The 23,051-nt window shown below is 66.0% G+C and carries 22 protein-coding genes; 13 read left to right on the top strand and 9 right to left on the bottom strand.

Annotated features, from left to right (window positions below):
* Positions 1-31: 31 nt before the first annotated feature.
* Positions 32-976 (bottom strand): LysR family transcriptional regulator, encoded by a 945-nt coding sequence (locus tag ASC78_RS20960; RefSeq protein ID WP_055805756.1) that lies wholly within the window; start codon positions 974-976, stop codon positions 32-34.
* Between the two features lie 103 nt (positions 977-1,079).
* Between ASC78_RS20960 and ASC78_RS20955 the strand changes: the two genes are divergently transcribed.
* The 3 genes from ASC78_RS20955 (at position 1,080) to ASC78_RS20945 (ending at position 5,413) form a co-directional block, all read left to right on the top strand.
* Positions 1,080-2,588 carry a CoA-acylating methylmalonate-semialdehyde dehydrogenase gene (locus ASC78_RS20955; protein ID WP_055805660.1) on the top strand — a complete coding sequence of 503 codons (1,509 nt, stop codon included), beginning with the start codon at positions 1,080-1,082 and terminating at the stop codon, positions 2,586-2,588.
* Between the two features lie 124 nt (positions 2,589-2,712).
* Positions 2,713-3,558: a class I SAM-dependent methyltransferase gene (locus tag ASC78_RS20950; protein ID WP_055805656.1), complete on the top strand. Its 846-nt coding sequence runs from the start codon at positions 2,713-2,715 to the stop codon at positions 3,556-3,558.
* A gap of 256 nt (positions 3,559-3,814) precedes the next feature.
* On the top strand, positions 3,815-5,413 hold the full coding sequence (locus ASC78_RS20945) for a glucan biosynthesis protein (protein ID WP_055805654.1): 1,599 nt from the start codon (positions 3,815-3,817) through the stop codon (positions 5,411-5,413).
* Between the two features lie 24 nt (positions 5,414-5,437).
* On the opposite strand, the gene ASC78_RS20940 is transcribed toward ASC78_RS20945, so the two are convergent.
* Positions 5,438-5,839: an FKBP-type peptidyl-prolyl cis-trans isomerase gene (locus ASC78_RS20940; protein ID WP_200934342.1), complete on the bottom strand. Its 402-nt coding sequence runs from the start codon at positions 5,837-5,839 to the stop codon at positions 5,438-5,440.
* A gap of 132 nt (positions 5,840-5,971) precedes the next feature.
* Here ASC78_RS20940 and eat point away from each other — a divergent pair, with 132 nt between their 5' ends.
* The 7 genes from eat (at position 5,972) to ASC78_RS20905 (ending at position 13,256) form a co-directional block, all read left to right on the top strand.
* The gene (eat, locus tag ASC78_RS20935) at positions 5,972-7,393 is read left to right on the top strand and encodes an ethanolamine permease (protein WP_055805649.1); all 1,422 of its coding nucleotides are present in this window, start codon (positions 5,972-5,974) and stop codon (positions 7,391-7,393) included.
* A 7-nt stretch (positions 7,394-7,400) separates the two neighbouring features.
* Entirely contained in the window at positions 7,401-8,795 is a 1,395-nt protein-coding gene (locus ASC78_RS20930; RefSeq protein WP_055805646.1) for an ethanolamine ammonia-lyase subunit EutB, read from the top strand.
* Positions 8,792-9,625: an ethanolamine ammonia-lyase subunit EutC gene (gene eutC / locus ASC78_RS20925; RefSeq protein ID WP_235505158.1), complete on the top strand. Its 834-nt coding sequence runs from the start codon at positions 8,792-8,794 to the stop codon at positions 9,623-9,625. The genes ASC78_RS20930 and eutC overlap by 4 nt, the downstream gene beginning before the upstream one ends.
* Positions 9,626-9,655: 30 nt before the next feature.
* On the top strand, positions 9,656-10,000 hold the full coding sequence (locus ASC78_RS20920; protein WP_055805642.1) for a helix-turn-helix domain-containing protein: 345 nt from the start codon (positions 9,656-9,658) through the stop codon (positions 9,998-10,000).
* Positions 9,990-11,243, top strand: a complete 1,254-nt coding sequence (locus tag ASC78_RS20915) for a type II toxin-antitoxin system HipA family toxin (protein WP_055805639.1) — start codon at positions 9,990-9,992, stop codon at positions 11,241-11,243. The genes ASC78_RS20920 and ASC78_RS20915 overlap by 11 nt, the downstream gene beginning before the upstream one ends.
* 95 nt (positions 11,244-11,338) lie before the next feature.
* Positions 11,339-12,601, top strand: coding sequence for a haloacid dehalogenase-like hydrolase (locus ASC78_RS20910; protein WP_055805636.1), 1,263 nt, complete (start codon positions 11,339-11,341; stop codon positions 12,599-12,601).
* 76 nt (positions 12,602-12,677) lie between these two features.
* The gene (locus tag ASC78_RS20905) at positions 12,678-13,256 is read left to right on the top strand and encodes a peroxidase-related enzyme (RefSeq protein WP_055805633.1); all 579 of its coding nucleotides are present in this window, start codon (positions 12,678-12,680) and stop codon (positions 13,254-13,256) included.
* A gap of 11 nt (positions 13,257-13,267) precedes the next feature.
* On the opposite strand, the gene ASC78_RS20900 is transcribed toward ASC78_RS20905, so the two are convergent.
* From ASC78_RS20900 to ASC78_RS20890, 3 genes are read right to left on the bottom strand one after another with little or no spacing between them, the layout of a single operon-like run.
* A complete protein-coding gene (locus tag ASC78_RS20900; protein WP_055805630.1) occupies positions 13,268-15,019 on the bottom strand; it encodes a phosphoethanolamine transferase in 1,752 nt (583 codons plus the stop codon).
* A gap of 57 nt (positions 15,020-15,076) precedes the next feature.
* Positions 15,077-15,646: a phosphatase PAP2 family protein gene (locus ASC78_RS20895; protein WP_055805627.1), complete on the bottom strand. Its 570-nt coding sequence runs from the start codon at positions 15,644-15,646 to the stop codon at positions 15,077-15,079.
* On the bottom strand, positions 15,633-16,361 hold the full coding sequence (locus tag ASC78_RS20890; RefSeq protein ID WP_055805623.1) for a phosphatase PAP2 family protein: 729 nt from the start codon (positions 16,359-16,361) through the stop codon (positions 15,633-15,635). The genes ASC78_RS20895 and ASC78_RS20890 overlap by 14 nt, the downstream gene beginning before the upstream one ends.
* Positions 16,362-16,522: 161 nt before the next feature.
* On the opposite strand from ASC78_RS20890, the gene ASC78_RS20885 reads away from it, so the two are divergent.
* Together ASC78_RS20885 and ASC78_RS20880 are read left to right on the top strand one after the other, a co-directional pair.
* Entirely contained in the window at positions 16,523-17,197 is a 675-nt protein-coding gene (locus ASC78_RS20885; protein WP_055805620.1) for a response regulator, read from the top strand.
* The gene (locus tag ASC78_RS20880; RefSeq protein WP_055805617.1) at positions 17,194-18,546 is read left to right on the top strand and encodes a sensor histidine kinase; all 1,353 of its coding nucleotides are present in this window, start codon (positions 17,194-17,196) and stop codon (positions 18,544-18,546) included. Before ASC78_RS20885 ends, ASC78_RS20880 begins: the two co-directional genes overlap by 4 nt.
* Positions 18,547-18,548: 2 nt before the next feature.
* Here ASC78_RS20880 and ASC78_RS20875 read toward each other — a convergent pair whose 3' ends face one another.
* The 4 genes from ASC78_RS20875 to ASC78_RS20860 form a co-directional block, all read right to left on the bottom strand.
* Positions 18,549-19,037 carry a T6SS immunity protein Tdi1 domain-containing protein gene (locus ASC78_RS20875; RefSeq protein WP_082517613.1) on the bottom strand — a complete coding sequence of 163 codons (489 nt, stop codon included), beginning with the start codon at positions 19,035-19,037 and terminating at the stop codon, positions 18,549-18,551.
* A gap of 81 nt (positions 19,038-19,118) precedes the next feature.
* Complete coding sequence (locus tag ASC78_RS20870) at positions 19,119-19,823, bottom strand: M949_RS01915 family surface polysaccharide biosynthesis protein (RefSeq protein WP_055805615.1); 705 nt, start codon at positions 19,821-19,823, stop codon at positions 19,119-19,121.
* A 6-nt stretch (positions 19,824-19,829) separates the two neighbouring features.
* Positions 19,830-20,252, bottom strand: coding sequence for an acyl-CoA thioesterase (locus ASC78_RS20865; RefSeq protein WP_055805612.1), 423 nt, complete (start codon positions 20,250-20,252; stop codon positions 19,830-19,832).
* A 25-nt stretch (positions 20,253-20,277) separates the two neighbouring features.
* Positions 20,278-21,060, bottom strand: coding sequence for an SDR family oxidoreductase (locus tag ASC78_RS20860; protein WP_055805611.1), 783 nt, complete (start codon positions 21,058-21,060; stop codon positions 20,278-20,280).
* A gap of 117 nt (positions 21,061-21,177) precedes the next feature.
* Here ASC78_RS20860 and ASC78_RS20855 point away from each other — a divergent pair, with 117 nt between their 5' ends.
* The gene (locus ASC78_RS20855) at positions 21,178-22,875 is read left to right on the top strand and encodes an electron transfer flavoprotein-ubiquinone oxidoreductase (protein WP_055805750.1); all 1,698 of its coding nucleotides are present in this window, start codon (positions 21,178-21,180) and stop codon (positions 22,873-22,875) included.
* Positions 22,876-23,051 lie beyond the last annotated feature (176 nt).

Genomic DNA, 23,051 nt, shown 5'->3' with positions numbered 1-23,051 from the left:
GAGTGCGTGAAGTGGAGCCAAGCGCCTGGCGCTACGGCAATTGGAATCCGGCCTTGAGAGTGTCCCTCAAGTGGCTCACGAAGAGGTTCACCGCGCGCGGAATGTGCAGCGAGTATGGGCGTATGGCGTAGATCTGGTCCGCGAAGGCGCCCGTCGGTTGCCAGTCGGGCAGCACTTCGACCAGCTTGCCTGCCTGCAGCGCCGACTGGGCGCTGAAGTCGGGCAGCAGCGCGATGCCAAGCCCGGCCTGAGCCGCATCGCGCAATGCCTCGCTGTTGTTTGCTGCCAGCGGACCGGCAATGGGCACAGTGACCCGCTCGCCAAGGCGCGTGCGACCCGTGCGGCGCTCGAACGACCAGACGTTGGTTTCCTGCCCGCGCGGATAGTGCAGGCAGTCGTGGTCGGCCAGCATGGGCGGCGCCAGCGGCGTGCCCTTGCGGCGCAAGTAAGCACGGCTGGCCACCAGCACCGATCTGGTGTCGCACAGCCGCCAGGCCACGTGCGTGTCGGGCGGTGATGCCGCGTGCCGCACCGCCAGGTCGAAGCCCTCCGTCGCGAGCGAACTCAGCCGGTCGGAAAGCTCCATCTCGACGCGGATCGACGGATGCGCCAGCAGAAAGTCGGCCAGCCTGGGCAGCAACTGCTGCCGCCCCAGCGCGACCGGCGCGGTGACCCGGATCAGGCCGCGCGGTTCGCCGGCATGGTCTTGGGCCTGCAGGAAGCTGTGGGCGATCTGCTCGAAGGGGTCGCGGGTCTGATCGACCAGCTGCTGCCCGGCCTCAGTCAGCCGCATGCTGCGGGTGGTGCGGCGCACGAGGGTGACGCCCACGGCCCGCTCCAGCTCGGCAATGCGCTGGCTCATGGCGGCCTTGCTCACGCCCAGGCGCGCCGCGGCGGCGGTATAGCTGCCCTGCTGGCCGAGCACGATCAGCCAGTGCAGGTGGGCCCAGAGAGATTCGGCTTTTTGCAGATCCATGGCCGCATTGTTCACCATGGCGAACAAACAGTTCAACCACCGGGTCTAGGCAGGCGCCCTTCACCTTTCTAGACTACGCCTCACTTCATTCTTGGCGGACCCAATGACTCAGCAGATTGCCCATTTCATCGGCGGCCAGCACGCCGCCGGCGGTTCCACCCGCACGCAAGACGTCACCAACCCGGCGACCGGCAAGGTCACGGGCAAGGTGGTGCTTGCCTCGCAGGCCGACGTCGATGCCGCCGTGGCCGCCGCGCAAGCCGCGTTCCCCAAGTGGGCCGACACGCCGCCGATCCGCCGCGCCCGAGTCATGTTCAAGTTCCTGGAGTTGCTCAACCTGCACAAGGACGAGCTGGCCCACATGATCACCGCCGAGCACGGCAAGGTGTTCACCGACGCGCAGGGCGAGGTCTCGCGCGGCATCGACATCGTCGAGTTCGCCTGCGGCATTCCGCAGCTGCTCAAGGGCGATTTCACCGATCAGGTTTCCACCGGCATCGACAACTGGACGCTGCGCCAGCCGCTCGGCGTGGTGGCGGGCATCACGCCGTTCAACTTCCCGGTGATGGTGCCGATGTGGATGTTCCCGGTGGCCATTGCCGCGGGCAACACCTTCATTCTCAAGCCCAGCCCGACCGACCCGACTCCGTCGCTGCGCATGGCCGAGCTGCTGAAGGAAGCGGGCCTCCCCGATGGCGTGTTCAACGTGGTTCAGGGCGACAAGGCTGCGGTCGACGCGCTGCTCGAGCACCCCGACGTCAAGGCCGTGAGCTTCGTCGGCTCCACGCCCATTGCCAACTACATCTATGAAACCGGCGCGCGCAACGGCAAGCGCGTGCAGGCGCTCGGCGGCGCGAAGAACCACATGGTGGTCATGCCCGACGCCGACATCGACCAGACGGTAGACGCCCTGATTGGCGCCGGTTACGGCTCGGCCGGCGAGCGCTGCATGGCGATCAGCGTGGCGGTGCTGGTGGGCGACGTGGCCGACAAGATCATTCCCAAGCTCGTCGAACGCACGAAGACGCTCCAGGTACTCGACGGCGAGAACCTTGCGGCCGAGATGGGCCCGATCGTCACGCGCGCGGCGCACGAGCGCATCACGGGCTACATCGCCCAGGGCGAGAAGGAAGGCGCAAAGCTGCTGGTCGATGGCCGCCAGTTCGACGGCAGCAAGGCCGGTGCCGGCTGCGGCGACGGCTTCTGGATGGGCGGCACGCTGTTCGACCACGTCACGCCCGAGATGCGCATCTACAAGGAAGAGATCTTCGGCCCGGTGCTCTCCTGCGTGCGCGTGGCCAACTTCAAGGACGCGGTCGACCTGGTCAACGACCATGAGTTCGGCAACGGCGTGAGCTGCTTCACGCGCGACGGCAACGTGGCGCGCGAGTTCAGCCGCCGCATCCAGGTGGGCATGGTCGGCATCAACGTGCCGATCCCGGTGCCCATGGCATGGCACGGCTTCGGCGGTTGGAAGCGCTCGCTCTTCGGCGACATGCATGCCTACGGCGAGGAAGGCGTGCGTTTCTACACCAAGCAGAAGTCGATCATGCAGCGCTGGCCCGAGAGCATCGGCAAGGGTGCCGAGTTCGTGATGCCGACCGCGAAGTAGGCGGCGATGACCGGCGGCGAGAACGCCGCCGGAGAACATGGACGCGTCCAGGGTTAACGAAAAGCTGACTTGCCCCCCGCACGGGGAGCGGCCAGACTCGCGCATTGACCCTGCGGCAGCGCCCATGACAACAACCAAGAAGCCCGCGCGAAACCTGTCGGCCGTCCCCTCCACCCTTCGGATACCCCTGGCCGCGCGCGCGTCGGGCGACGCCATGTTTCCGCACATGGCCGTGCGGGACGCCTACGCCGCATCCATCCTCGAGAAGATCCGCGATGACGGGCAGGCCCTGCCCGAAGACCGGACGACCATCTACGGCATCCTGAGCCGCACGCGGCGTTTTCGCAGCCTGGCTCAGGAGTTCCTCAAGCAGCACCCGGGTGCGCGCGTGGTGAACATGGGCTGCGGCCTCAGCCATTACTTTCAATGGCTGGACGACGACAAGTGCCGCATGACCGACGCCGACCTGCCCGAGGTGCTCGCGCTGCGCCGCGAGCTGATTCCCGAGACCAACACGCGCCACGACGTGCGCGCGCTCGACCTGACCTCGGCCCGCTGGTGGGAGCAGCTCGACCTGCCGCGCAAGCGTCACGGGCAACCGGTGTTCCTGTTCGCCGAAGGCGTGCTGATGTACCTCGAGCCGCAGCATGTGCAGGCCGTTCTGGCGACCTTCAACGACCGCGCGCCCGCAGGCTCGGTGCTGGCCTTCGATGCGATGTGCTGGCTTGGAGTAGGCCGCGCCGCGCAGCACCCATCGGTGCGGCCCACTGGCGCCGAGTTTCGATGGGGGCTGCGCAGGGCCGCCGAGTTGACGCAAGGCCATCCGCGCCTGCGCCTGGACTCGACCTACCGGGTGCTGGAAGGCTTCGGCCTGCCCTACACCTTGTTCGCGCCGCTGATCCTGATGTTGCTTGGCGTGTCGGTCTATGCCGTCTACGCGCTGAGTGCGACGGACAACGCCGATACATAAACGCACAAATTTTCCGCCCAAGGCTCAACTCCCGGCCTTGTCCGGCTTGGGCAGCGCAAGTTGGCTGACGCTAGACGCCCCGCCAACCAGGCATGCTCGGCGCTCCCCGCCGCGGAAATCCTGGCGCAGGCTGCGCTAGGATGGTTTTCTTTGGGCAGCAACCGACCGGCACTCGTCAACGATGCCGCGCCGTCCCGTGCATCCCCAGCGTCTTTTCCCCAACGTATTTCCAAGACTCGCAACCCTCAAGAAACACATGCTTGATCGCCGATCCTTCCTTGCCGCAGGTGGTGCCGCCGCCGCACTCGCCGCCCTTGGACTGCCTGAAGAAGCGTTGGCCGCCAATGGCCTGCAGCTGAGCCAGCCTTCGCCTTTCTCATTCGACCGCCTGGTGGCGCATGCCAAGCGCCTGGCATCGCAGCCGTATGCCGCCGCCGCGCCGCTCGCGCCTGACGTGCTCGAGCGCATCGACTACGACGCCCACGGCAAGATCAAGTTCGACCCGGCCAATGCGCTCTTCCGCGATGGCCCCGGCGCCTTTCCCGTCACCTTCTTTCACCTCGGCCGCTTCTTCCAGACGCCGGTGCGCATGCACGTGCTCGAGAATTCCGATGGCGATGCCTTTGCGCGCGAGGTGCTCTACAGCCCTTCTTATTTCTCGATGCCGCCCGACAGCCCGGCGCGCGCCCTGCCGCCCGGCGCGGGCTTTGCGGGCTTCCGCCTGCAAGAGAGCCGCCTGGGCGACCAGGGCAAGCTCGACTGGAAGAAGAACGATTGGGTCGCGTTCCTCGGCGCTTCGTACTTCCGCGCCATCGGCGAGCTGTACCAGTACGGTCTGTCGGCGCGCGGCCTTGCGCTGGACGTGGCGGTGCCCGACAAGCCCGAGGAGTTTCCGACCTTCACGCGCTATTACTTCGAGACGCCGGCCGCCACCAACACCACCTCGATGACGGTCTACGCGCTCCTCGAAGGGCCGAGCGTGACGGGCGTGTTCAAGTTCGTGATGCAGCGTGGCAAGGCGGTGATCATGGACATCGACGCGCGCCTGTTCCTGCGCCGCGACGTGTCGCGCCTCGGGCTGGTGCCGCTCACCTCGATGTACTGGTATTCGGAAACCATCAAGCCCACCGCCATCGACTGGCGGCCCGAAGTGCACGACTCCGACGGCCTCGCCATCTGGAACGGCGCGGGCGAGCGCATCTGGCGCCCGCTCAACAACCCGATGCAGACCCGCGCCTCCGCGTTCGCCGACACGAAGCCGCGCGGCTTCGGTCTGCTGCAGCGCGATCGATCGTTCGACCACTACCAGGACGGCGTCAATTACGAGAAGCGCCCGAGCCTGTGGATCGAGCCGCTGGGCGACTGGGGCGAAGGCTCGGTGCAGCTGATCGAGATTCCGACCGACGACGAGATCCACGACAACATCGTGGCCTTCTGGGTGCCCAAGGCCGATGCCAAGGCGGGCGCGAGCTACAGCTTGCAGTACCGCCTGCACTGGACCGATCAGGAGCCGTTTCCCTCGCCGCTCGCGCGCTGCGTGGCCACGCGCATCGGGCGCGGCGGGCAGCCGGGCCAACCGCGTCCGCCGGGCGTGCGTAAGTTCATGGTCGAATTCATCGGGCAACCGCTCACCACCGTGCCCTTCGGCGTGAAGCCCGAGCTGGTGCTGACCGCGCCGCGCGGCAAGTTCTCCTACGTCTTTGCCGAAGCCGTGCCCAACGGCGTGCCCGGCCACTGGCGCGCGCAGTTCGACTTCACGCCCGAAGGCAACGAGCCCATCGACATGCGGCTCTACCTGAGGACCGGTGACAAGACGCTGACGGAAACCTGGCTGTTCCAGTACCAGCCAGGTTGAGCTTCACTCGGACACGCTGGGCGATCAGCGCTTCTTGACGGACACCAGCTCGACTTCGAAGTTGAGCGTGGCGTTCGGCGGAATCACGCCGCCCGCGCCGCGCGCACCGTAGGCAATGGCCGGCGGGCAGGTCAGCTTGGCCTTGCCGCCCGGCTTCATCTTCTGCACGCCCTCGGTCCAGCAAGGGATCACGCCGTTGAGCGGAAACTCGGTCGGCTCGCCGCGGCTGTAGGAGCTGTCGAATTCCTTACCGCTGTCGGGGAAGGTGCCGCGGTAGTGCACCTTGACCACGTCGGTCGCCGCGGGCGATGCGCCGGTGCCCTCTTTCAGCGACTGGTAGACCAGGCCGCTTGGCGTGGTGACGGGCGCGGACTGGGCCCACGCGGTGGACACGGCGCACACGGACAAGAAAGCAGCGCAGAAGATCGACGAAGAAGAAAAGGACTTCACTGGAATACCTCGGAAGAATGGGGGAAAGCATGATTATGGCCAGCGGTGGAACAGCCCTTGCTTTGCTGCATGTGCACTGTCAACATCCGCCAAAAGAGAGGAAGCCCCATGCAGTCCATCGAAGCGACACCGGCCGCCATCGCTGCTCCGGCCGGCACCGGTCACCTGAAGAAAGTGCTCGGCCCGGTCCAGCTCTGGGGCATTGCGGTGGGCCTGGTCATATCGGGTGAGTACTTTGGTTGGAGCTACGGCTGGAACACGGCCGGCACGCTCGGCTTCCTGGTCGCCACGGTGCTGGTGGCCACGATGTACACCACCTTCATCTTCAGCTTCACCGAGCTGTCCACCGCCATTCCGCATGCGGGTGGCCCTTTCGCCTATGCACGACGCGCCTTCGGGCCGACCGGCGGCTTCGTGGCGGGCTTTGCGACGCTGGTCGAGTTCGTATTTGCACCGCCGGCGATTGCGCTCGCAATCGGCGCGTACCTCAACGTGCAGTTCCCCGGCATCAACCCGAAGTGGTTCGCGCTGGGTGCCTACGTGATCTTCATCGGGCTCAACTGGATCGGGGTGGGCATTGCGGCGGCGTTCGAACTCTTCGTGACGGTGCTCGCGATCTTCGAGCTGTTCGTGTTCATGGGCGTGGTCACGCCGGGCTGGTCGATGGCCAACTTCGTCGCCAACGGTTGGGCCGGCGGCAACGTGCTCAACGGCGCGGCCATCTCGGGCATCTTCGCGTCCATACCTTTCGCGATCTGGTTCTTCCTGGCCATCGAGGGCGCGGCCATGGCGGCCGAGGAAGCACGCGACCCGCACCGCACCATTCCCATCGCCTACACCACCGGCATCGTCACGCTGGTGGTGCTGGCCTTCGGCGTGATGATCTTCGCGGGCGGCGTGGGCGACTGGCGCAAGCTCGCCAACATCAACGACCCGCTGCCGCAGGCCATGAAGGCGGTGGTGGGCGACAACAGCGGCTGGCTGCACATGCTTGTGTGGATCGGCCTCTTCGGGCTGATTGCGTCGTTCCACGGCATCATCATGGGCTACTCGCGGCAGATCTTCGCGCTGGCGCGTGCGGGCTACCTGCCGCGCTACTTTGCCGGCCTGAGCCCGCGCTTCGACACACCGCATCGCGCATTGGTGGCCGGCGGCGTGATCGGCGTGGTGGCCATCTTCAGCGACGAGTGGGTGCAGTTCGGCGGCCAGACGCTCACCGCCAACATCGTGACCATGGCCGTGCTTGGCGCCATCGTGATGTACCTGATCTCGATGGCCGCGCTCTTCAAGCTGCGCAAGAGCGAGCCCGACTTGCTGCGCACTTACCGCGCGCCGTTCTATCCGGTGTTTCCGGCCGTTGCGCTCGGGCTGGGCGTGGTCTGCCTCGGTGCCATGGTGTGGTTCAACGCCATGCTCACGCTGCTGTTCCTGGCGCTGATGGCGGCGGCCTACGGCTATTTCTTGCTGACCTCGGCACAACGCAAGGCGGCGGCGCCCGACGAGATGCTTTCTTCGAGCACCATCGCGTGAACGAAAGATGCGCTATCGCACCACCATCGCCGGCCAGGTTTTCGCTTTCGACGACCTGAAGCAGGTCATGGCCGTGGCCAGCCCGGCGCGTTCGGGCGACTACCTGGCGGGCGTCGGCGCGGCCACCGCGCAGCAGCGCATGGCGGCGCGCCACGTGCTGGCCGAGACGCCGCTCAAGCAGTTCCTGACCGAAGCGCTGATTCCCTACGAGAGCGACAACATCACGCGCCTCATCATCGACAGCCACGACGCACAGGCTTTTGCGCCGGTGTCGCACCTCACGGTGGGCGACTTCCGTAACTGGCTGCTCTCGGAGCAGGCCACTACCGAGACGCTGACGGCGCTGGCGCCTGGCCTTACACCCGAAATGGTGGCGGCCGTGTCCAAGCTCATGCGCAACCAGGACCTCGTGTCGGTCGCCAAAAAGTGCAGTGTGGTCACGCGGTTTCGCGACACCATCGGCCTGCCCGGCCACTTGGCCGTGCGCCTGCAGCCCAACCACCCGACCGACGATCTGCGCGGCGTGGCGGCCTCCACGCTCGACGGGCTGCTCTATGGCGCGGGCGACGCGGTGATCGGCCTCAACCCGGTGTCAGACAGCATGCAGGTGCTGGGCCGGCTGCTGCACATGCTGGACGAAGTGATCCAGCGCTTCGAGATTCCCACGCAAAGCTGCGTGCTCACGCACGTGACCAACACGCTCAAGCTCGCCGAAGCGGGCGCGCCGATCGACCTGGTGTTTCAGTCGATCGCGGGCACCGAAAAGGCAAACCTCTCTTTCGGCATCACGCCCGAGCTGCTCGACGAGACCTATGCCGCGGCGCTGGCACTGAACCGGGGCACCGTTGGCAACAACGTCATGTATTTCGAGACCGGCCAGGGTAGCGCGCTGTCGGCCAACGCCAACTTCGGTGTCGACCAGCAGACCTGCGAGGTACGCGCCTATGCGCTGGCCCGCCGCTACAAGCCGCTGCTCATCAACACCGTAGTCGGCTTCATCGGGCCCGAATATCTTTTCGACGGCAAGCAGATCATCCGCGCTGGGCTCGAGGACCACTGCTGCGGCAAGCTGCTGGGCCTGCCCCTCGGTTGCGACATCTGCTACACCAACCATGCCGAAGCCGACCAAGACGACATGGACAACCTGCTCGTGCTGCTCGGCACCGCGGGCATCAACTTCATCATGGGCGTTCCGGGCGCCGACGACGTGATGCTCAACTACCAGAGCACCTCGTTCCACGACGCGCTGTTCCTGCGGCAGACGCTGGGCCTGAAGCGCGCACCCGAATTCGAGGCCTGGCTGCAGCGCATGCAGATCACCGATCCGGCGGGCCAACTCGCGCCGCCCTCGGCCAACCGCCTGCTGGCGGACATGAGCGGGCTCACCGCACTCGGGCCATGAACAGCGGCAACAAAGACAGCGTCACGCCGAACCCCTGGGCGCAGTGGCGTTCGGCCACGCCGGCACGGCTGGCGCTGGGCCGCGCCGGTGCCGGCATGCCGACCGACGAGACGCTGCGCTTCGGCTGGGCCCATGCCATGGCGCGCGACGCCATTCACGCGGCACTCGACGTCGACGCGCTCGAGGCCGCGCTGCAAGCACAGCATTGGCAGGTGATGCGGGCGCGCAGCCGCGCCGAGGACCGCACGACCTACCTGCGCCGCCCCGACCTCGGCCGGCAGCTCGACCCCGCCGACGCGGAGCGCCTGCGCGCAGGTGCGAGCCGCGATTGCGACGTCTGCGTGGTCATCGGCGATGGCCTTTCCTCGCTCGCCGTGGCGCGTCATGCCGCACCGCTCCTTGCCGCGCTGCGCTCGCAGCTGCCGGCCGAGACGCGCTTTGCCCCGGTCGTCATCGCGACGCAGGCGCGCGTCGCGTTGGCCGACGAGGTGGGCGAACTGTTCGGGGCGGCCCTGTCGGTCATGCTGATCGGCGAGCGCCCGGGGCTCAGCTCGCCCGACAGCCTCGGCATCTACCTGACCCATTCGCCAAAACGCGGCCGGCACGACGCCGAGCGCAACTGCATCTCCAACGTACGGCCCGAAGGCCTGCCTTGCGAAGCCGCCGCGTTCAAGCTCGCCTGGCTGATGCGGGAGGCGCTGCAAAAAGGGCTGACCGGCGTGGGGCTCAAGGACGAGAGCGATCTCGCGTGCTTCAGCAACCCGACACGCCAAGACCTGGACTGCCCGGATAGCGCAGCTTCCCATATGCAGAAATACGCAATAAAATGACTCTTAAGCCGTTTAATAGTCATTTTATTGATGTCAAAAAGCAGCCACAGCCTCTCGGCCCTGCCCTCGCAAACCGCCCTCCCCCTTGAAAGGCTCGGCCAGCGCCTTCGCGCGCACAGGGTCCATCGCGAATGGACGGTCGCCGAAATGGCCGAGCGGCTGCTGTGCTCACCCAACACCCTGCGCGCACTCGAATCCGGCAAACCGGGCACCAGCATCGGCCTGCTGGCCCATGCGCTGTGGCTCTTGGGCGAGATCGATTCAATCGACAGCGTAGCCCCGGCCCCCGCGGGGCTGGCCGCGAAGCGCCGCGTACGCAGGTCGGCCACGCACGGCGCCGCGGGCGTGATCGCGGAGGGCGAACGTGACTTCTGACGCCGCCGATGACGAGCGAAGCATCTACGTCGGCCTTGCTCACCACACCGGCGAACGGGTGCAACCGGCCGGCCTGATGAAGATCGTTCGCCGCGGTGTGGTGGAGTCCGGCGAGTTTGCCTACGGGCGGCGCTATCTCGAAGATCCGGCGGCCGCACCGCTCAACCCCGAGCACCTGCCACTGCGCGATGCCGCCTTCGTGCTTGCGGAGCGGCGCATCCGCGAGGGTGGCGCCATGCCGCTCACGCTGCGCGATGCCCTGCCCGACAGCTGGGGGCGCAAGGTGCTCGAGATCCGCCATGGCAAGCCCCTGTCCGACATCAATGCATTGCTGCTGACCAACGAGGACCGCATCGGCGCAATGGTGTTCGCCGAATCGCTGCCCATCCGGAGCGAGGAACCGCCCTCCATGCTCTGGTCGCTGGAGGAGCTCGCCGAAGCGTCCCACCGTGTCGAAGCCGGCATGGAGATCGGGCCCGACATGCACCGGCTGCTGCGCGGCGGCAGCCTGGGCGGCGCACGCCCCAAGGCCGCCTTCGTGCACGAGGGCCAGCGCTACATCGCCAAATTTTCGTCGCGCGGCGACGACCACGATGTGGAGGTGATCGAGGCAGCGACCCTCTGGCTGGCCAGCGCCTGTGGCATCCAAGTGCCGGCGTTCCTGCTGCAGCCCCTGGCATCCGGCCACGCCTTGCTGGTGGAGCGTTTCGATCGATCCGGCCCCGTGAAAGACGAGCGGCGCCATCACTACCTGTCGGCCTCTGCGCTGCTCGACGTGCCCTATGAATCCAGCCGCGGCAGCTACGTCGAACTGGCACAACTGCTGCGGCGCATTTCCCGGCAGCCGCAGGAAGACCTGGCCGAACTGTTCCGCCGCCTGGTTTTCAACCTGGCCGTGGGCAACAGCGACGACCACGTCAAGAACCATGGCGCCGTGCGGCAGGCAGACGGCCGCTGGCGCTTGGCGCCCGCCTTCGATCTGGTCATGCAGCTGGGCGGCCACACGGGCTACCAGGAACTGGCCATTCTTCCGGGGCAGCACGCATCGAGCCTCGAACTGGCGCGCGCCGCTTCACCCCATTTCGGACTGTCGGCAGCGCAGGCGGACGAAATCATTCGCACCACCGAAGAAACCGTCGCCGTGCAGGCCGCCGCGAGCGTCGAGGCAGCAGGGGGAAATCGCGAGCTCGTGCGCCGGGTGGCGACGTTCATCGAACAGCAGCACGCACGCATCCGCGCGTAGCTGGCATGGCTGATGCGTAGGTCGATACGGAAGTGTCACGAGCGCTGGATACGCTCGGTGCTTCTCGTCAACAACCGCACAACAACAGGGAACGCATGCAACGCCGCCTCGTCCTCCTCACCCCGCTCGCCACTGCACTCGTCGCCAGCGGCTGCGCCAGCCTCTCGCCCGCCAAAGGCCTTTCGCCCGCCCACTGGGATGCCTTCAACCGCGCGCAGATCGAAGGCCTGATCGCCAGCCTTGGCAAGCAAAGCTCCGGCTACAGCGCCGCAAAGCCACCTTACGTGGTCTTTGACTGGGACAACACCAGCGTGTTTCTCGACATCGAGGAAGCCTCGCTGATCTACCAGCTCGAAAACCTGGCGTTCGGCGCCACGCCCGCGCAGCTCGACGTGGCGCTGCGCAAGAACATCCCGAAGAAGGACTTCCTGCCCGCGCACAACAACGCGGCGGGCAAGCCCGTCAACATCGACCTCCTGGTGCCCGACATCGTGGCGAGCTACACCTGGCTCTACCAGAACTACAGCGGCCTCAAGGGCAGCCAGCCGCTGGCCGCGGTGAAGCTGAGCCCGCACTACATCGCCTTCACCACCAAGGTGCGATATCTGTACGAAGCGATCGGCGATACCTTCGACCACGACACGGCCTATCCGTGGGTGACCTATCTCTTCGTCGGCATGACCGAGGCGCAGGTGCGCAAGCTCACGGCGGAGACGGTGGCGTGGCAATTGAAGGAGCCCGTGGCCAAGGTCAAGTGGACCTCGCCGGCCGCGTTGCCGGGCCAGGCGGGCGTGGTGTCTGTCAGCTGGAAGAACGGCCTGCGACTGCAGCCCGAAATGCAGGAGCTCTACGCCGTCTTCCGGAGCGCAGGCTTCGACGTGTGGGTGTGCTCGGCATCCTTCGTCGACGTGATCAAGGAGATTTCGTCGAACCCCGCCTTCGGCTACAACAACCCGCCCGAACGCGTGCTGGCCATGGAGCTGGAGCGCGACGCCAACGGCGTGATCCAGCCCGAGTTTCGCCGAGGCTACGACCAGACGCAGGGCCCGGGCAAGACCAAGAACATCCAGCGCTTCCTGGTCAGCAAGTACGGCTATGGCCCGTGCTTCATTGCCGGCGACAGCGAGGGCGACCAGAACATGATGGCCGACTTCGCCGACACGAAGAAAGTGCTGATCGTGAACCGCCTGCGCGACCCGAAGACCGACATCGGAAAGTTCTCGGCCATGGCGGTGCAGAACTACGGCAAGCCCGACACGCGCTACCTGCTGCAGGGCCGCGACGACAATCTCGGCCAGTGGGTGAACTCGCAGCTGCACACGCCCTTGGGTGCGGCACAGGGCAAGGCGCTGAAGTAGGCACAGAAGCCCCTGAGCGGGGCAAGGGACGGCGGTTGCCTATGATCGATCCTGGCATTCACCCAGGAGACGAAAAATGGCCGACCGCTACCCTCTCGCCGAGCTGAAAGACCTGCCGGAAGACATCCGCACCGCGATTCTTGCGGTACAGGAAAAAGCCGGCTTCGTGCCCAACGTTTTCCTCGCGCTGGCGCGCCGCCCGGCCGAGTGGCGCGCCTTCTTCGCGTACCACGACGCGCTGATGCTGAAAGAGGAAGGTTCGCTCACCAAGGGCGACCGCGAGATGATCGTCACCACCACCAGCGCGGCCAACCAGTGCCTCTACTGCGTGGTGGCGCATGGCGCGCTGCTGCGCATCTACGAGAAGAAGCCGCTGGTGGCCGACCAGGTGGCGGTGAACTACCGCAAGGCTGACATCACGCCGCGCCAGCGCGCGATGCTCGACTTTGCAATGAAGGTCTGCGAACGCTCGCACGAAATCGACGATGCGGATTTCACCGCATTGCATGCCCATGGCTTCGACGATGAAGACATCTGGGACATCGCATCGATCACCGCCTTCTTCGGTCTCAGCAACCGGCTTGCGAGCTTCAGCAGCATGCAGCCGAACCCCGAGTTCTTCCTGATGGGGCGGCTGCCCCGCGAGAAGAAATAGCCAGTAGCGCTTCAGGTCTTGCTGCGGCAGGACGCGAGTGCGTCCAGGGCGGGCTTGTAGGTGGAGTTGCCCACGTCCATCAGCCCCAGCACGGTGTGAAAGAGGTTGTCGTGCGTCAACGGCGCATCGAGCCCCGCTTCCATGCACGGACGCGAGAGCTTGCGGCGCTGGCTCATGCCGTCGCTGAACCAGGTGACCATGGGCACATGCTTCTGGGCCTCCGGCGCAAAGCTGTAGGGCACGCCGTGCAGGAACAGGCCGTACTCGCCAAGCGATTCGCCATGGTCGCTCACGTAGAGCAAAGCCGGGTCGTACCGGCTCGATTGCGCCTTGAGCCAGTCGATGGTCTGGGCCAGGAAGTGATCAGTCTGGGCAATCGAGTTGTCATACACGTTCTGCAGCTCCGCGTGGCCGCACTCGGCCAGCGCATTGGTCCTGCACTCGGGCAGGAAGCGCTTCACGTCCGGCGCAGAACGCTTGTAGTAGGCCGGCCCGTGGCTACCCATCTGGTGCATGACCAGCACCACGCCCTTTGCGCGGCGCTCGGCCGGCAGCGCCGCAATGCGCGCATCGATCCCCTTGAGCATCACGTCGTCCAGGCATTCCTCGCCGTCGCACAGCGCGCGCTTCTGCGCCGGTGAAAGGGTGTCGAACGCGGAGGCGTTCGGAACGCGCGTGCAGACGTCCTTGCAGCCGGCCTGGTTGTCGAGCCACAGCACCGCCAGCCCCGCGGCCTGGAGCACGTCGACCAGGTTCTCATAGTCGTCCTTGCGCGATTCATAGCCCTGCTTGCCCAGTGGCGAGAACATGCACGGCACGGAGGCCAGCGTGTTGGTGCCGCACGAATGCACGTCGTGGAAGCTCAGCACGCCGCGCGCGGCCAGTTCGGGCGTGGTGTCGCGCGCATAGCCGTTGAGGCCGAAATGGTCGGCCCGGGCCGTCTCGCCCACCACCAGCACGAACATCGGTGGCCGAGCTTGTCCCGCATAGCTCGCGCCCAATGCCGTGCCGGCAGTGATGGGAATCAGCTTGCGGCTGCGCTTGAACATCGGCTTGATGAGCACGGAGCCGGCCGAATACAGGCTGGCCACCGGGTTCATCATGTAGCGCAAGTGGATGTTGTTGCGCATCAGTGGCGCAAGCTGCCGGTTCATCGAGACGGCCGTTACCAGCGCCACCGCCACGGCCAGCAGCAGCAGCGCCGCGTTGCGCCAAAGCTTGGAGGCGAAGCGCATCGGGGCGATGCGGGCGCGCCAGAGGGCCAGGCCCGGAAGCAGCACCACCAGCAGCACGTGGAAAGCCATGCGCCAGCTCATCAGGTCGCGCGCCTCGTTGGGGTCGGTCTGCAGCACGTTGGCGATCATGGTCGGGTCCATCACCACGCGGTACTCGAGCATGTAGTGCTGGACGAACGCCGCCAACAGCACCACCGCGAACCACAGCGGCTTCATCCAGCGCGACCACGCGGTGAAGGACAGCAGTGCCACGGTGGCACACACCATGAGCACCGCCATGGCGGCGGTCGTTGGCAGGTAGGCACTGGGTGCACCGCCGATGCGTGCCAGTTCGTTCCACAGCGGCCAGTTGGCAGCCGCAGCGAGATAGATAGCGAGCCACACCACCACCCGCTGCACCGAGCGCGGCCGTGCGAGCCACAGGTCGATGCGCGCCCAAAGCGCGTGTACAACCGCCAGGTACGGCGTACTGGCTGCGGGCAGTTGCATGCCGCGCGCGGGCGCGGGTTCGATTCGCGAAAAAGACATGCGCCGACTGTAGGAAGCGCAACTGAAGGAAGCCTGAATTGCGCGTTCAGCCGGCGTTCAGGCTCGCGCCCTTCTCGCTCTCAGCCTGGGCCGCATGTAGGCCCTGAGCGCCAGGTTCAGCGGTCGGCTGACGCCGCGCTCCACCACGATAGACACCATGGCGGCGAGCATGGCGCCGACGACCACGTCGAATGGAAAGTGCAGCCCCAGGAACACCCGGCTCCATCCGACCACCGCGGCCAACACCAGCGCCGCGAACATGGGCGCGCGCCAGGGCAGGCACCAGAGCGAGAACGCCGCCGCGAAGGTGCACGCGGCATGCAGGCTGGGAAAGCCCGGCCGGGCACCCTGCGGCGCCCACTGGATGCCCAGTCCGTAGAACGCGGGCCGGTGGAACGGCATGACCGAGCGAAACACGTTCACGAAGAGCCAGACGGCAATCACGCTTACCAGCGCTGTGAAGCAGGCATAGCGCAGGCGCCGGTCGATCAGGCCGCCGCAGAGGATGGCCGCACCCAGCAGGGCCGGCAGCACATCGGAGACAAAGCGCGCGAAATGAATGCTCCACGCCGGCGCCGCGGCGCTTGCGTTGATCAGTTCGAATAGCGCGACATCAAGGGCCTGCATGCAAGGCGGCAGGTTGGGCCGCTGGCAGTCGAGGGGCCCGGGGTGCGGCGACGAGGTCGATGGCAAAGCCCATCGCCCAGCAGATCCACGCGGTCCACAGCGTGTGGCTCATGTAGTGCGCGCCTCGCAGCTGCTGCGACAGACCCAGCGCAAGGCCCGCGACCAGCGACACGCCGAGCCAGACGAGCGCGGTGCGCGGCGACACCCGGCGCAGAACGAAATAGCCGCCCAGGTACGCGAAGGCCGCAGAGGCATGACCGGCTGGAAAACACCCGCCCGGGCCGCCGTCATAGACCTTCCATGCCCAATGCGACACGTGGCTTGCCACACCGCCGAATTCCTTCAGGTCCCAGGGGCAGCTCGTGTGGCTTGCGTGCTTGAGCAGGCTGACCGCAACCACAGAAAACAGCACGGTGACAGCCAGCTGCGCCCGGGCGCGAACCGGCAGTCGCCGCAAGATGCCCAGCGGCCAGCGGATGCCGGCGAACAGCGCAATCACGAACAGCCAGCTCAGGTTCTTGGCGCTTTCATGCATCACATGGACAAGAAAGGCGTTGTCCCGCCAGGGGAAGCCCATGGGCGTGCCCGCGAGCCGCGCCAGGACGAGATCGCCGCCGGTGGCATCCCAGGCCAGCAGGAGCACCAGCGCCAGAAGGGTCATGGCCCCCGGACGAAGATTATTGGAAACAGTCGGCAGATTCAGCACACGCGTCATGAGCAGGGAAACAAGCAGCGGAAAAACAAGTCTGGGAGACCCCAAAGCCTACGTTCCTGGTCTGAACCGATCCTGAAGCAGCCTGAACGAAAGCTGACGCGCTTCCGGGCCGCTTCGTCGCTCGGCGATAGACTCGGTTTTTTGAAGAAAGATGACCTCGCGTGCGCATATTGCTCGTCGAAGATGACAGTGCGTTGGCAGACGCCGTCTGCAGCTATCTGCTTGCAAAGGCTTTCGTTGTCGACGTCGCGTCCAGCCTCGCCGAAGCCCGGGGCGCCCTGCACTCCGTGCAATACGCCGCCGTGCTGCTCGACCTGCACCTGGGCGACGGCGACGGCCTTTCGCTGCTGCCGCAGGTGCGCGCGCTGCGCGAGCCGCCCATCGTCATCGTGCTGACTGCGCGCGACCAGGTCACCGATCGCATCCGAGGACTCGATGCCGGCGCCGACGACTACCTCATCAAGCCCTACGACCCGGCCGAGCTGCTGGCGCGGCTGCGCGCGGTCGAGCGGCGGCGTAATGCCGGCACTGCGCCGGTGCTGCATCTTGGAACGCTGGAGATCGACCTGGCCCAGGAGCGGGTCCGCAAGGATGGAAACCCGGTCGTGCTGACCCAGAAGGAGTGGGCCCTGCTGCGCGTCATGGCCACGCGGCCCGAGCGAATCCACACCCGCGAGAACCTGGCCGATGCGCTCTACGGCTTCGGCGACGAGGCCGACAGCAACACGCTCGAGGTGTTCATCAGCCGGCTGCGGCGCAAGCTCGGCAAGAGCCATATCCAGACACTGCGCGGCCTCGGCTATCGCCTGTCGACCTCGGCAGGCGACGACGAATGAATGCAGGTTCCGCCCGTTCCGGCCCCAGCACGCTGGCCGGCCGCCTGACACGCACGCTGATCGTCTGGGTCGGCGGCGTGTGGATGCTGTGCGTGCTGGCCGTGGTCTGGTATGTGGACCGCGAGATCAACCACAACTTCGACAATGAGTTGGTCGAGGTGTCGCACCGCATGTTCGACATGGCGGTCCAGGAACTCGACAAGCTGCAGCAGGAAGGCACTACCGCGCCCCTGCCGATGGTCGCGCCCAAGCAGCTGTTCTCGGAAGACGCCGTGAACTACCAGATCGTGGACCTTCACGAGCACGTGCTGCTGCGCTCGGCCGAAGCGCCCACAGATGCCTTCGACGTGCCGCTGGCCTCGGGCTTCGCCAACAACCAGGCCTGGCGCATCTATACCGTGCGGCACCCTACGCGAGGCCTCTACTTCCAGGTGGCCGATCCGCTCGACGAGCGCCGCACCGCGCTCAACCGCACGCTCTACGGCCTGATCATTCCGCTGGGCGCCGTGCTGCCTCTCTTGGCGCTGGTGCTGCGCAACGTCGCACGCACCGAGCTGCGCGTGCTGCAGGAGCTTGCCGGCGAGATCGAGAAGCGCAGCGGCGCCGACCTGCGGCCCATCACGCTGCCCGGCCTGCCGCGCGAGCTGCGCTCTGTGGGCGACCACGTCAACAGCCTGCTGGAGCGCCTGTCCCAGTCGCTCGACGTCGAACGCGCGCTGGCCGCCAATGCGGCCCACGAGCTGCGAACGCCCCTGGCCGCGGCGCGGCTGCGCCTGCAGACCGCGCTCGAGCACGACCTGCGGCGCAACGATGTCCAGGCCGCACTCGACGCGCTGCAGATACTCAGCCACCGCACCGAGAAGCTGCTCCAGCTCTCGCGCGCCGAATCGGGCGCGTCGCTCGCCCGCTCGCGGGTCAACCTGGTCCAGCTTGCGGGCGCGGTGGCGGAGGAATTCTGGAAAGACCCCCAGATCAGCGAGCGCCTTGCGCTCAAGGTGCCCGACGCCATTGCGCCCGTTACCTCGGGCGACGTCGACGCACTGGCCATTGCGCTGCGCAACCTGGTGGAAAACGCGCTGCGCTACGGCGGCAGCGGCCGCGTGGTGATCGAGGTGATGGCGCCGTGCACGCTCGCGGTGCGCGACTTCGGCCCGGGCGTCAGTGCGGAGCAGCTCGCCACGCTGCAGCAGCGCCATGTGCGGCACAGCTCCGACCGCGCCGGATACGGGCTGGGCCTGTCGATCGTGGGCACCATCGTCGAGAAGCACAACGCCAAGCTCGAACTGGCCTCGCCGCCGGCAGGCGCCGCCAGCGGGTTCGAGGCGCGCATCGTGCTGCGGCCGGCCTGAGGCTAATCGCAGAGCCCTTGCATCTGGGCAACGATGTGCATGAAGACCCAGACATTTCCCTTGCCGTAGGTCGAGGGCTCGCCGGAGCCACCCAGAAACGGGTAAGGCTCTGGAATATAGATCTCCTCGGTCTTCAACGGACCCACCCGCTTGCGGACCTGTGCCACGTGATCGGCGCGCAGCACGTAGCCAGCGAAGCCGGGGTCCTTGAGCACCTTTTCCTCGAACCGGGCGACGCTCGGAAATACGCCATAGGACTTCGCGCCCTTCGAGAAGGGATGAAGGACGATGTACTCGTCACTGGCACGCGCGCGAAGAAAGAAATGGCCCAGCTTCGAGTACCCGACGATCTCGTCGTATTTCTTGAAATGCCGGGACCAGCACTCGAGCTTTGCCGCAGGCAGAGGTGCCGTCAGCGTGTACAGCGTATCCGCGGCGGTCGCTGAAGCGGCACCCAACAAGAATACGAGTGTCAGTAGCTTTCGCAGCATTGGGTTCTCCAAGTGAAACTCTGGTTTGCAGTGGCGAGGCACTTGGCGAAGCGCGAATCGGCCTTGCTCGCCTGTGTCCGGTCAGCGTGCGCCCCGCTCCTCCTGCGGCATGAACCCGTAGGAGTTGTCGAAGCCGAATTGCCGGGCGCTGTACATGCCGGCCATCTTCCTGACGAGGTATTGGCGCGCAGGCTTGGGCAGCGCAAAGAAGTTGGCGTTGGCGGTCGTCCTGCGTTCGCCGTCCAGCTGACCCGTGATGGCGTGGATCGCCACCTTCCTGCCCTGGTGGAAGGTGATGATCTTGATGCCACCCGAGAAATCGCTGCTGCTGAAGCCACCCTCATCATCCGGGGCAAAGAAGCGATAGACGAGGATGGGCTCGATCAGTCCGTCCGCATCGAGATCGGCGAGCTCGACGAGCTTCGACCTGAAGTTGATGCCTGCATCTGCCTTGCCGGCAAAGTCGCGAATCGACCATTGCCGCGTCAGCGCGCCGTCGCTGCCCACCTTGAAGAGCGATGCCTGAATGGCCGACGACAGCAGCTCGCCGGAAAAAGGGGTGTCCTGCTTCTCCCCGAGCACCAGCGCATGGCTGCCGGACTTGTCCGCGTAGCAGTAGCGCTTGAACACGGGAAACTCGACGCCGGCCTTCTTCAATGCGTCGGCGCTCAGGAACGGCGCGTTCGCGGGGCATGCATTCTTCTCGGCCGGCATCTCGGCCTTTTGCCCGTGACTCGAAGCGGCAAACAGCACGAACGCCGCAAGCACCAGCAGTCTTCTCGGCATCTCGCCCTATTCGCTCACCAGCGCGCGCAGCCAGTCGGGCAAGGCCAGCGCCTTCTGCTTCGGAAAATCGACCCAGATCGTGGTCGCCCCACCCGCCGCGCAGACCACGTCGGGCGCATCGGCGCGCGCCATGGTGGCCCAGCTCTCGAAGGTGGTGCGGCCCGGATCGCTCACGTACATCTTGAGCAGCACGTCACCCGGGTACTCGATCTGGCGGTAGAAATTGCAGAAGGCATTGACGATCACCATGCCCTCGCCGCCCGGCTCGGGCTCGAAGCCGATGGAGTGCATCCAGTCGATGCGCGCGGTTTCCAGGTAGCGAAAGTAGGTGCCGTTGTTGAGGTGGCCCATGGCGTCCATGTCGCCCCAGCGGATGGGGATGCACATCTCGTACACCAGCTTCTTCTTTTCAGGGATTTCTATTCTCATCGGTGGGTCTGGTGAGATGGAAAGCTCAAAGCGCGAATCCGTCGTCCGCGGCAATCACCGCGCCATTCACGAAGTGGCTCTGCCCGCTGGCCAGCAGCACGATCAGGCCGTCCAGGTCTTCGGGCTTGCCCACGCGCTTGCGCGGCAGCATGTTCACGAGCTTGGCCCCGCCTTCGGAAAGCCAGTGGTCCTCGTTGAGCTCGGTCGTGATGTAGCCCGGGCACAGCGCGTTCACGTTGATGCCGAAGCGGCCCCACTCGAGCGCCATGGCCTTGGTCATCTGCACCACGGCTGCCTTGCTCATGCAGTAGGCACCGAGTTGCGGCAGCACCTTGAGCGCCGCCACCGAGGCGATGTTGATGATGCGCCCGCCGATATAGGTGCCCGGCGCCGAACCGTCGGCGCGCGCCAGCATGCGCTTGCACACCTCCTGCGCGACGAAGAAGGAGCCCTTCACGTTGGTGTCGAAGATGTAGTCGTAATCGTCGGGGGTCACGTCCTGCAGGCGCTGGGTGGTGTTCACGCCCGAGTTGTTGACCAGGACGTCGATGGGGCCCACTTCGGTCTCGGCGCGCGCCACGGCGGCCTTGATGCTGCCGATGTCGGTCACGTCGAGTTCGACCACATGGGCGTCGCCGCCCTCGCCCTCGATGCGTGCGCGCAGCTCCTTGAGTTTCTCGACCCGGCGGCTCGCCAGCACCACGGCCGCACCGGCGCGCGCCAGCGTCTTGGCAAACTGCGCGCCCAGCCCGCTGGAAGCTCCGGTCACGAAGGCCACGCGGCCTGAAAGGTCGATGCTGTAAGCCATGAAAAGAGGGTCCTTTTGAGCCGTTGCGGAGTCGCCGAGGCGACGTTCCGCACTCCACATAAAATGTTTCGCGCCCTCGAAGCGTCCGAGCCTCAAATCATTATCGACGAGACCCACATGACCCACGACGAAATCCTCGCCCAGTTCGGCCCCCGCGAATCCATGGAATACGACGTGGTGGTCGTCGGCGGCGGCCCGGCCGGCCTCTCGACCGCCATCCGGCTCAAACAGCTGGCCGCCCACCACGAAAAGGAAATCTCGGTCGTGGTGCTCGAGAAGGGCTCCGAGCCCGGCGCGCACATTCTCTCGGGCGCCATCATGGACCCGCGCGCCCTCAACGAGCTGCTGCCCGACTGGAAGGAACAGGGCGCCCCGCTGAACCAGCCCGTCACCGACGACGCCATGGTGTTCCTCGGCGAGAAGTCGGGCCTGCGCACGCCCAATGCCTTTTTGCCAGCCTGCTTCCAGAACCACGGCAACTACATCATCAGCCTGAGCGACTTCACCAAGTGGCTGGCGCAGCAGGCCGAGAACCTGGGCGTGGAGATCTTCCCCGGCTTCCCGGCCGCCGAAGTGCTCTACAACGAGAACGGCTCGGTGCGCGGCGTTGCCACCGGCAACCTGGGCGTGGGCAAGGACGGCGAACCCACCGAGAACTTCCAGCTCGGCATGGAGCTCCTGGGCAAGTACACCGTGTTTGCCGAAGGCGCGCGCGGCCACCTGGGCCGCCAGCTGATCGCCAGGTTCAAGCTGGACGAAGGCAAGGACCCGCAGACCTACGGCCTGGGCGTGAAGGAAGTGTGGGAAATCGACCCCAAGCGCCACCAGCCCGGCTTCGTGCTGCATACCGCCGGCTGGCCGATGAAGAGCGACACCTACGGCGGCGCCTTCCTCTATCACATGGAAGACAACAAGATCTCCATGGGCTTCATCACCGGCCTGGACTACAGCAACCCGTACCTGAGCCCGTTCGAGGAAATGCAGCGCTGGAAGCTGCATCCCAACATCCGCTGGTACCTCGAAGGCGACGAAGCCAAGGGCATTAAGCCGGCCAAGCGCATCGGCTATGGCGCGCGCGCCATCACGGCCGGCGGCCTGATGTCGCTGCCCAAGACGGTATTCCCGGGCGGCGCGCTGGTCGGCTGCGAGGCCGGCTATCTCAACGTGAGCCGCATCAAGGGCAGCCACGCCGCCATCAAGACCGGCATGCTGGCCGCCGAAGCCGCGTACGACGCCGTGCAGGCCGGCCGCCAGCACGACGAACTCACGGCCTACCCGGCCGCCTTCGAGAAGAGCTGGCTCTACACGGAGCTGAACAAGGCACGCAACTTCAAGGCCTGGTTCAAGAAGGGCCTGGGCGTTGCCACCTTCATGAACGGCATCGAGCAGTGGCTGCTCAAGGGCCACATTCCATGGACCCTGCACCGCCACAAGCCCGACCACCTGTACCTCAAGCCCGCGGCGGAGTGCAAGCCTATCGTCTATCCGAAGCCGGACGGCAAGCTCACCTTCGACCGGCTGTCGAGCGTGTTCATCAGCAACACCAACCACGAGGAACAGCAGCCGGCCCACCTGACGCTCAAGGATGCGTCGGTGCCGGTGAACATCAACCTGTCGAAGTTTGCGGGGCCTGAAAGCCGCTACTGCCCGGCCGGTGTGTACGAATTCGTCGCCACCGAAGGTGGCAAGGAGCGCCTGCAGATCAATGCGCAGAACTGCGTGCACTGCAAGACCTGCGACATCAAGGACCCGACGCAGAACATCGTGTGGGTTACGCCTGAAGGGGGCGGCGGGCCTAATTACGTGGGGATGTAAGCCGCGCGCTGTTTTCTCGGGGCCTCTTCGGAGGCCCTTTTTATTTTTCAGCCTTCTTTAAGGCCCTGTGTCGAGGGCGGGCCACCGGGTACTCCCCTCCGCGAATGTCCCCCGCCTTCGGCTCCTCCTTTATTTCGCTGCGGGGAGCACCCGGCGCCCTGTGCCCACTGAGCGCT

Source organism: Variovorax sp. Root318D1 (genome assembly GCF_001424835.1).
In the GTDB taxonomy this organism is placed as follows: Bacteria; Pseudomonadota; Gammaproteobacteria; order Burkholderiales; family Burkholderiaceae_C; genus Variovorax.
This window is presented reverse-complemented; position numbering and strand designations above follow the sequence as displayed.

What these genes read in the sequence shown, in the direction of transcription:
- ASC78_RS20955 (WP_055805660.1), top strand. Translation starts at nt 1,080, where the DNA reads ATGACTCAGCAGATTGCCCATTTCATCGGCGGCCAGCACGCCGCCGGC.
- ASC78_RS20880 (WP_055805617.1), top strand. Translation starts at nt 17,194, where the DNA reads ATGAATGCAGGTTCCGCCCGTTCCGGCCCCAGCACGCTGGCCGGCCGC.
- ASC78_RS20865 (WP_055805612.1), bottom strand. Translation starts at nt 20,252, where the DNA reads ATGAGAATAGAAATCCCTGAAAAGAAGAAGCTGGTGTACGAGATGTGC.
- ASC78_RS20870 (WP_055805615.1), bottom strand. Translation starts at nt 19,823, where the DNA reads ATGCCGAGAAGACTGCTGGTGCTTGCGGCGTTCGTGCTGTTTGCCGCT.
- ASC78_RS20920 (WP_055805642.1), top strand. Translation starts at nt 9,656, where the DNA reads ATGTCAAAAAGCAGCCACAGCCTCTCGGCCCTGCCCTCGCAAACCGCC.
- ASC78_RS20875 (WP_082517613.1), bottom strand. Translation starts at nt 19,037, where the DNA reads ATGCTGCGAAAGCTACTGACACTCGTATTCTTGTTGGGTGCCGCTTCA.
- ASC78_RS20945 (WP_055805654.1), top strand. Translation starts at nt 3,815, where the DNA reads ATGCTTGATCGCCGATCCTTCCTTGCCGCAGGTGGTGCCGCCGCCGCA.
- ASC78_RS20960 (WP_055805756.1), bottom strand. Translation starts at nt 976, where the DNA reads ATGGATCTGCAAAAAGCCGAATCTCTCTGGGCCCACCTGCACTGGCTG.
- eutC (WP_235505158.1), top strand. Translation starts at nt 8,792, where the DNA reads ATGAACAGCGGCAACAAAGACAGCGTCACGCCGAACCCCTGGGCGCAG.
- ASC78_RS20905 (WP_055805633.1), top strand. Translation starts at nt 12,678, where the DNA reads ATGGCCGACCGCTACCCTCTCGCCGAGCTGAAAGACCTGCCGGAAGAC.
- ASC78_RS20890 (WP_055805623.1), bottom strand. Translation starts at nt 16,361, where the DNA reads ATGACGCGTGTGCTGAATCTGCCGACTGTTTCCAATAATCTTCGTCCG.
- ASC78_RS20860 (WP_055805611.1), bottom strand. Translation starts at nt 21,060, where the DNA reads ATGGCTTACAGCATCGACCTTTCAGGCCGCGTGGCCTTCGTGACCGGA.
- eat (WP_055805649.1), top strand. Translation starts at nt 5,972, where the DNA reads ATGCAGTCCATCGAAGCGACACCGGCCGCCATCGCTGCTCCGGCCGGC.
- ASC78_RS20930 (WP_055805646.1), top strand. Translation starts at nt 7,401, where the DNA reads ATGCGCTATCGCACCACCATCGCCGGCCAGGTTTTCGCTTTCGACGAC.
- ASC78_RS20910 (WP_055805636.1), top strand. Translation starts at nt 11,339, where the DNA reads ATGCAACGCCGCCTCGTCCTCCTCACCCCGCTCGCCACTGCACTCGTC.
- ASC78_RS20900 (WP_055805630.1), bottom strand. Translation starts at nt 15,019, where the DNA reads ATGTCTTTTTCGCGAATCGAACCCGCGCCCGCGCGCGGCATGCAACTG.
- ASC78_RS20895 (WP_055805627.1), bottom strand. Translation starts at nt 15,646, where the DNA reads ATGCAGGCCCTTGATGTCGCGCTATTCGAACTGATCAACGCAAGCGCC.
- ASC78_RS20950 (WP_055805656.1), top strand. Translation starts at nt 2,713, where the DNA reads ATGACAACAACCAAGAAGCCCGCGCGAAACCTGTCGGCCGTCCCCTCC.
- ASC78_RS20855 (WP_055805750.1), top strand. Translation starts at nt 21,178, where the DNA reads ATGACCCACGACGAAATCCTCGCCCAGTTCGGCCCCCGCGAATCCATG.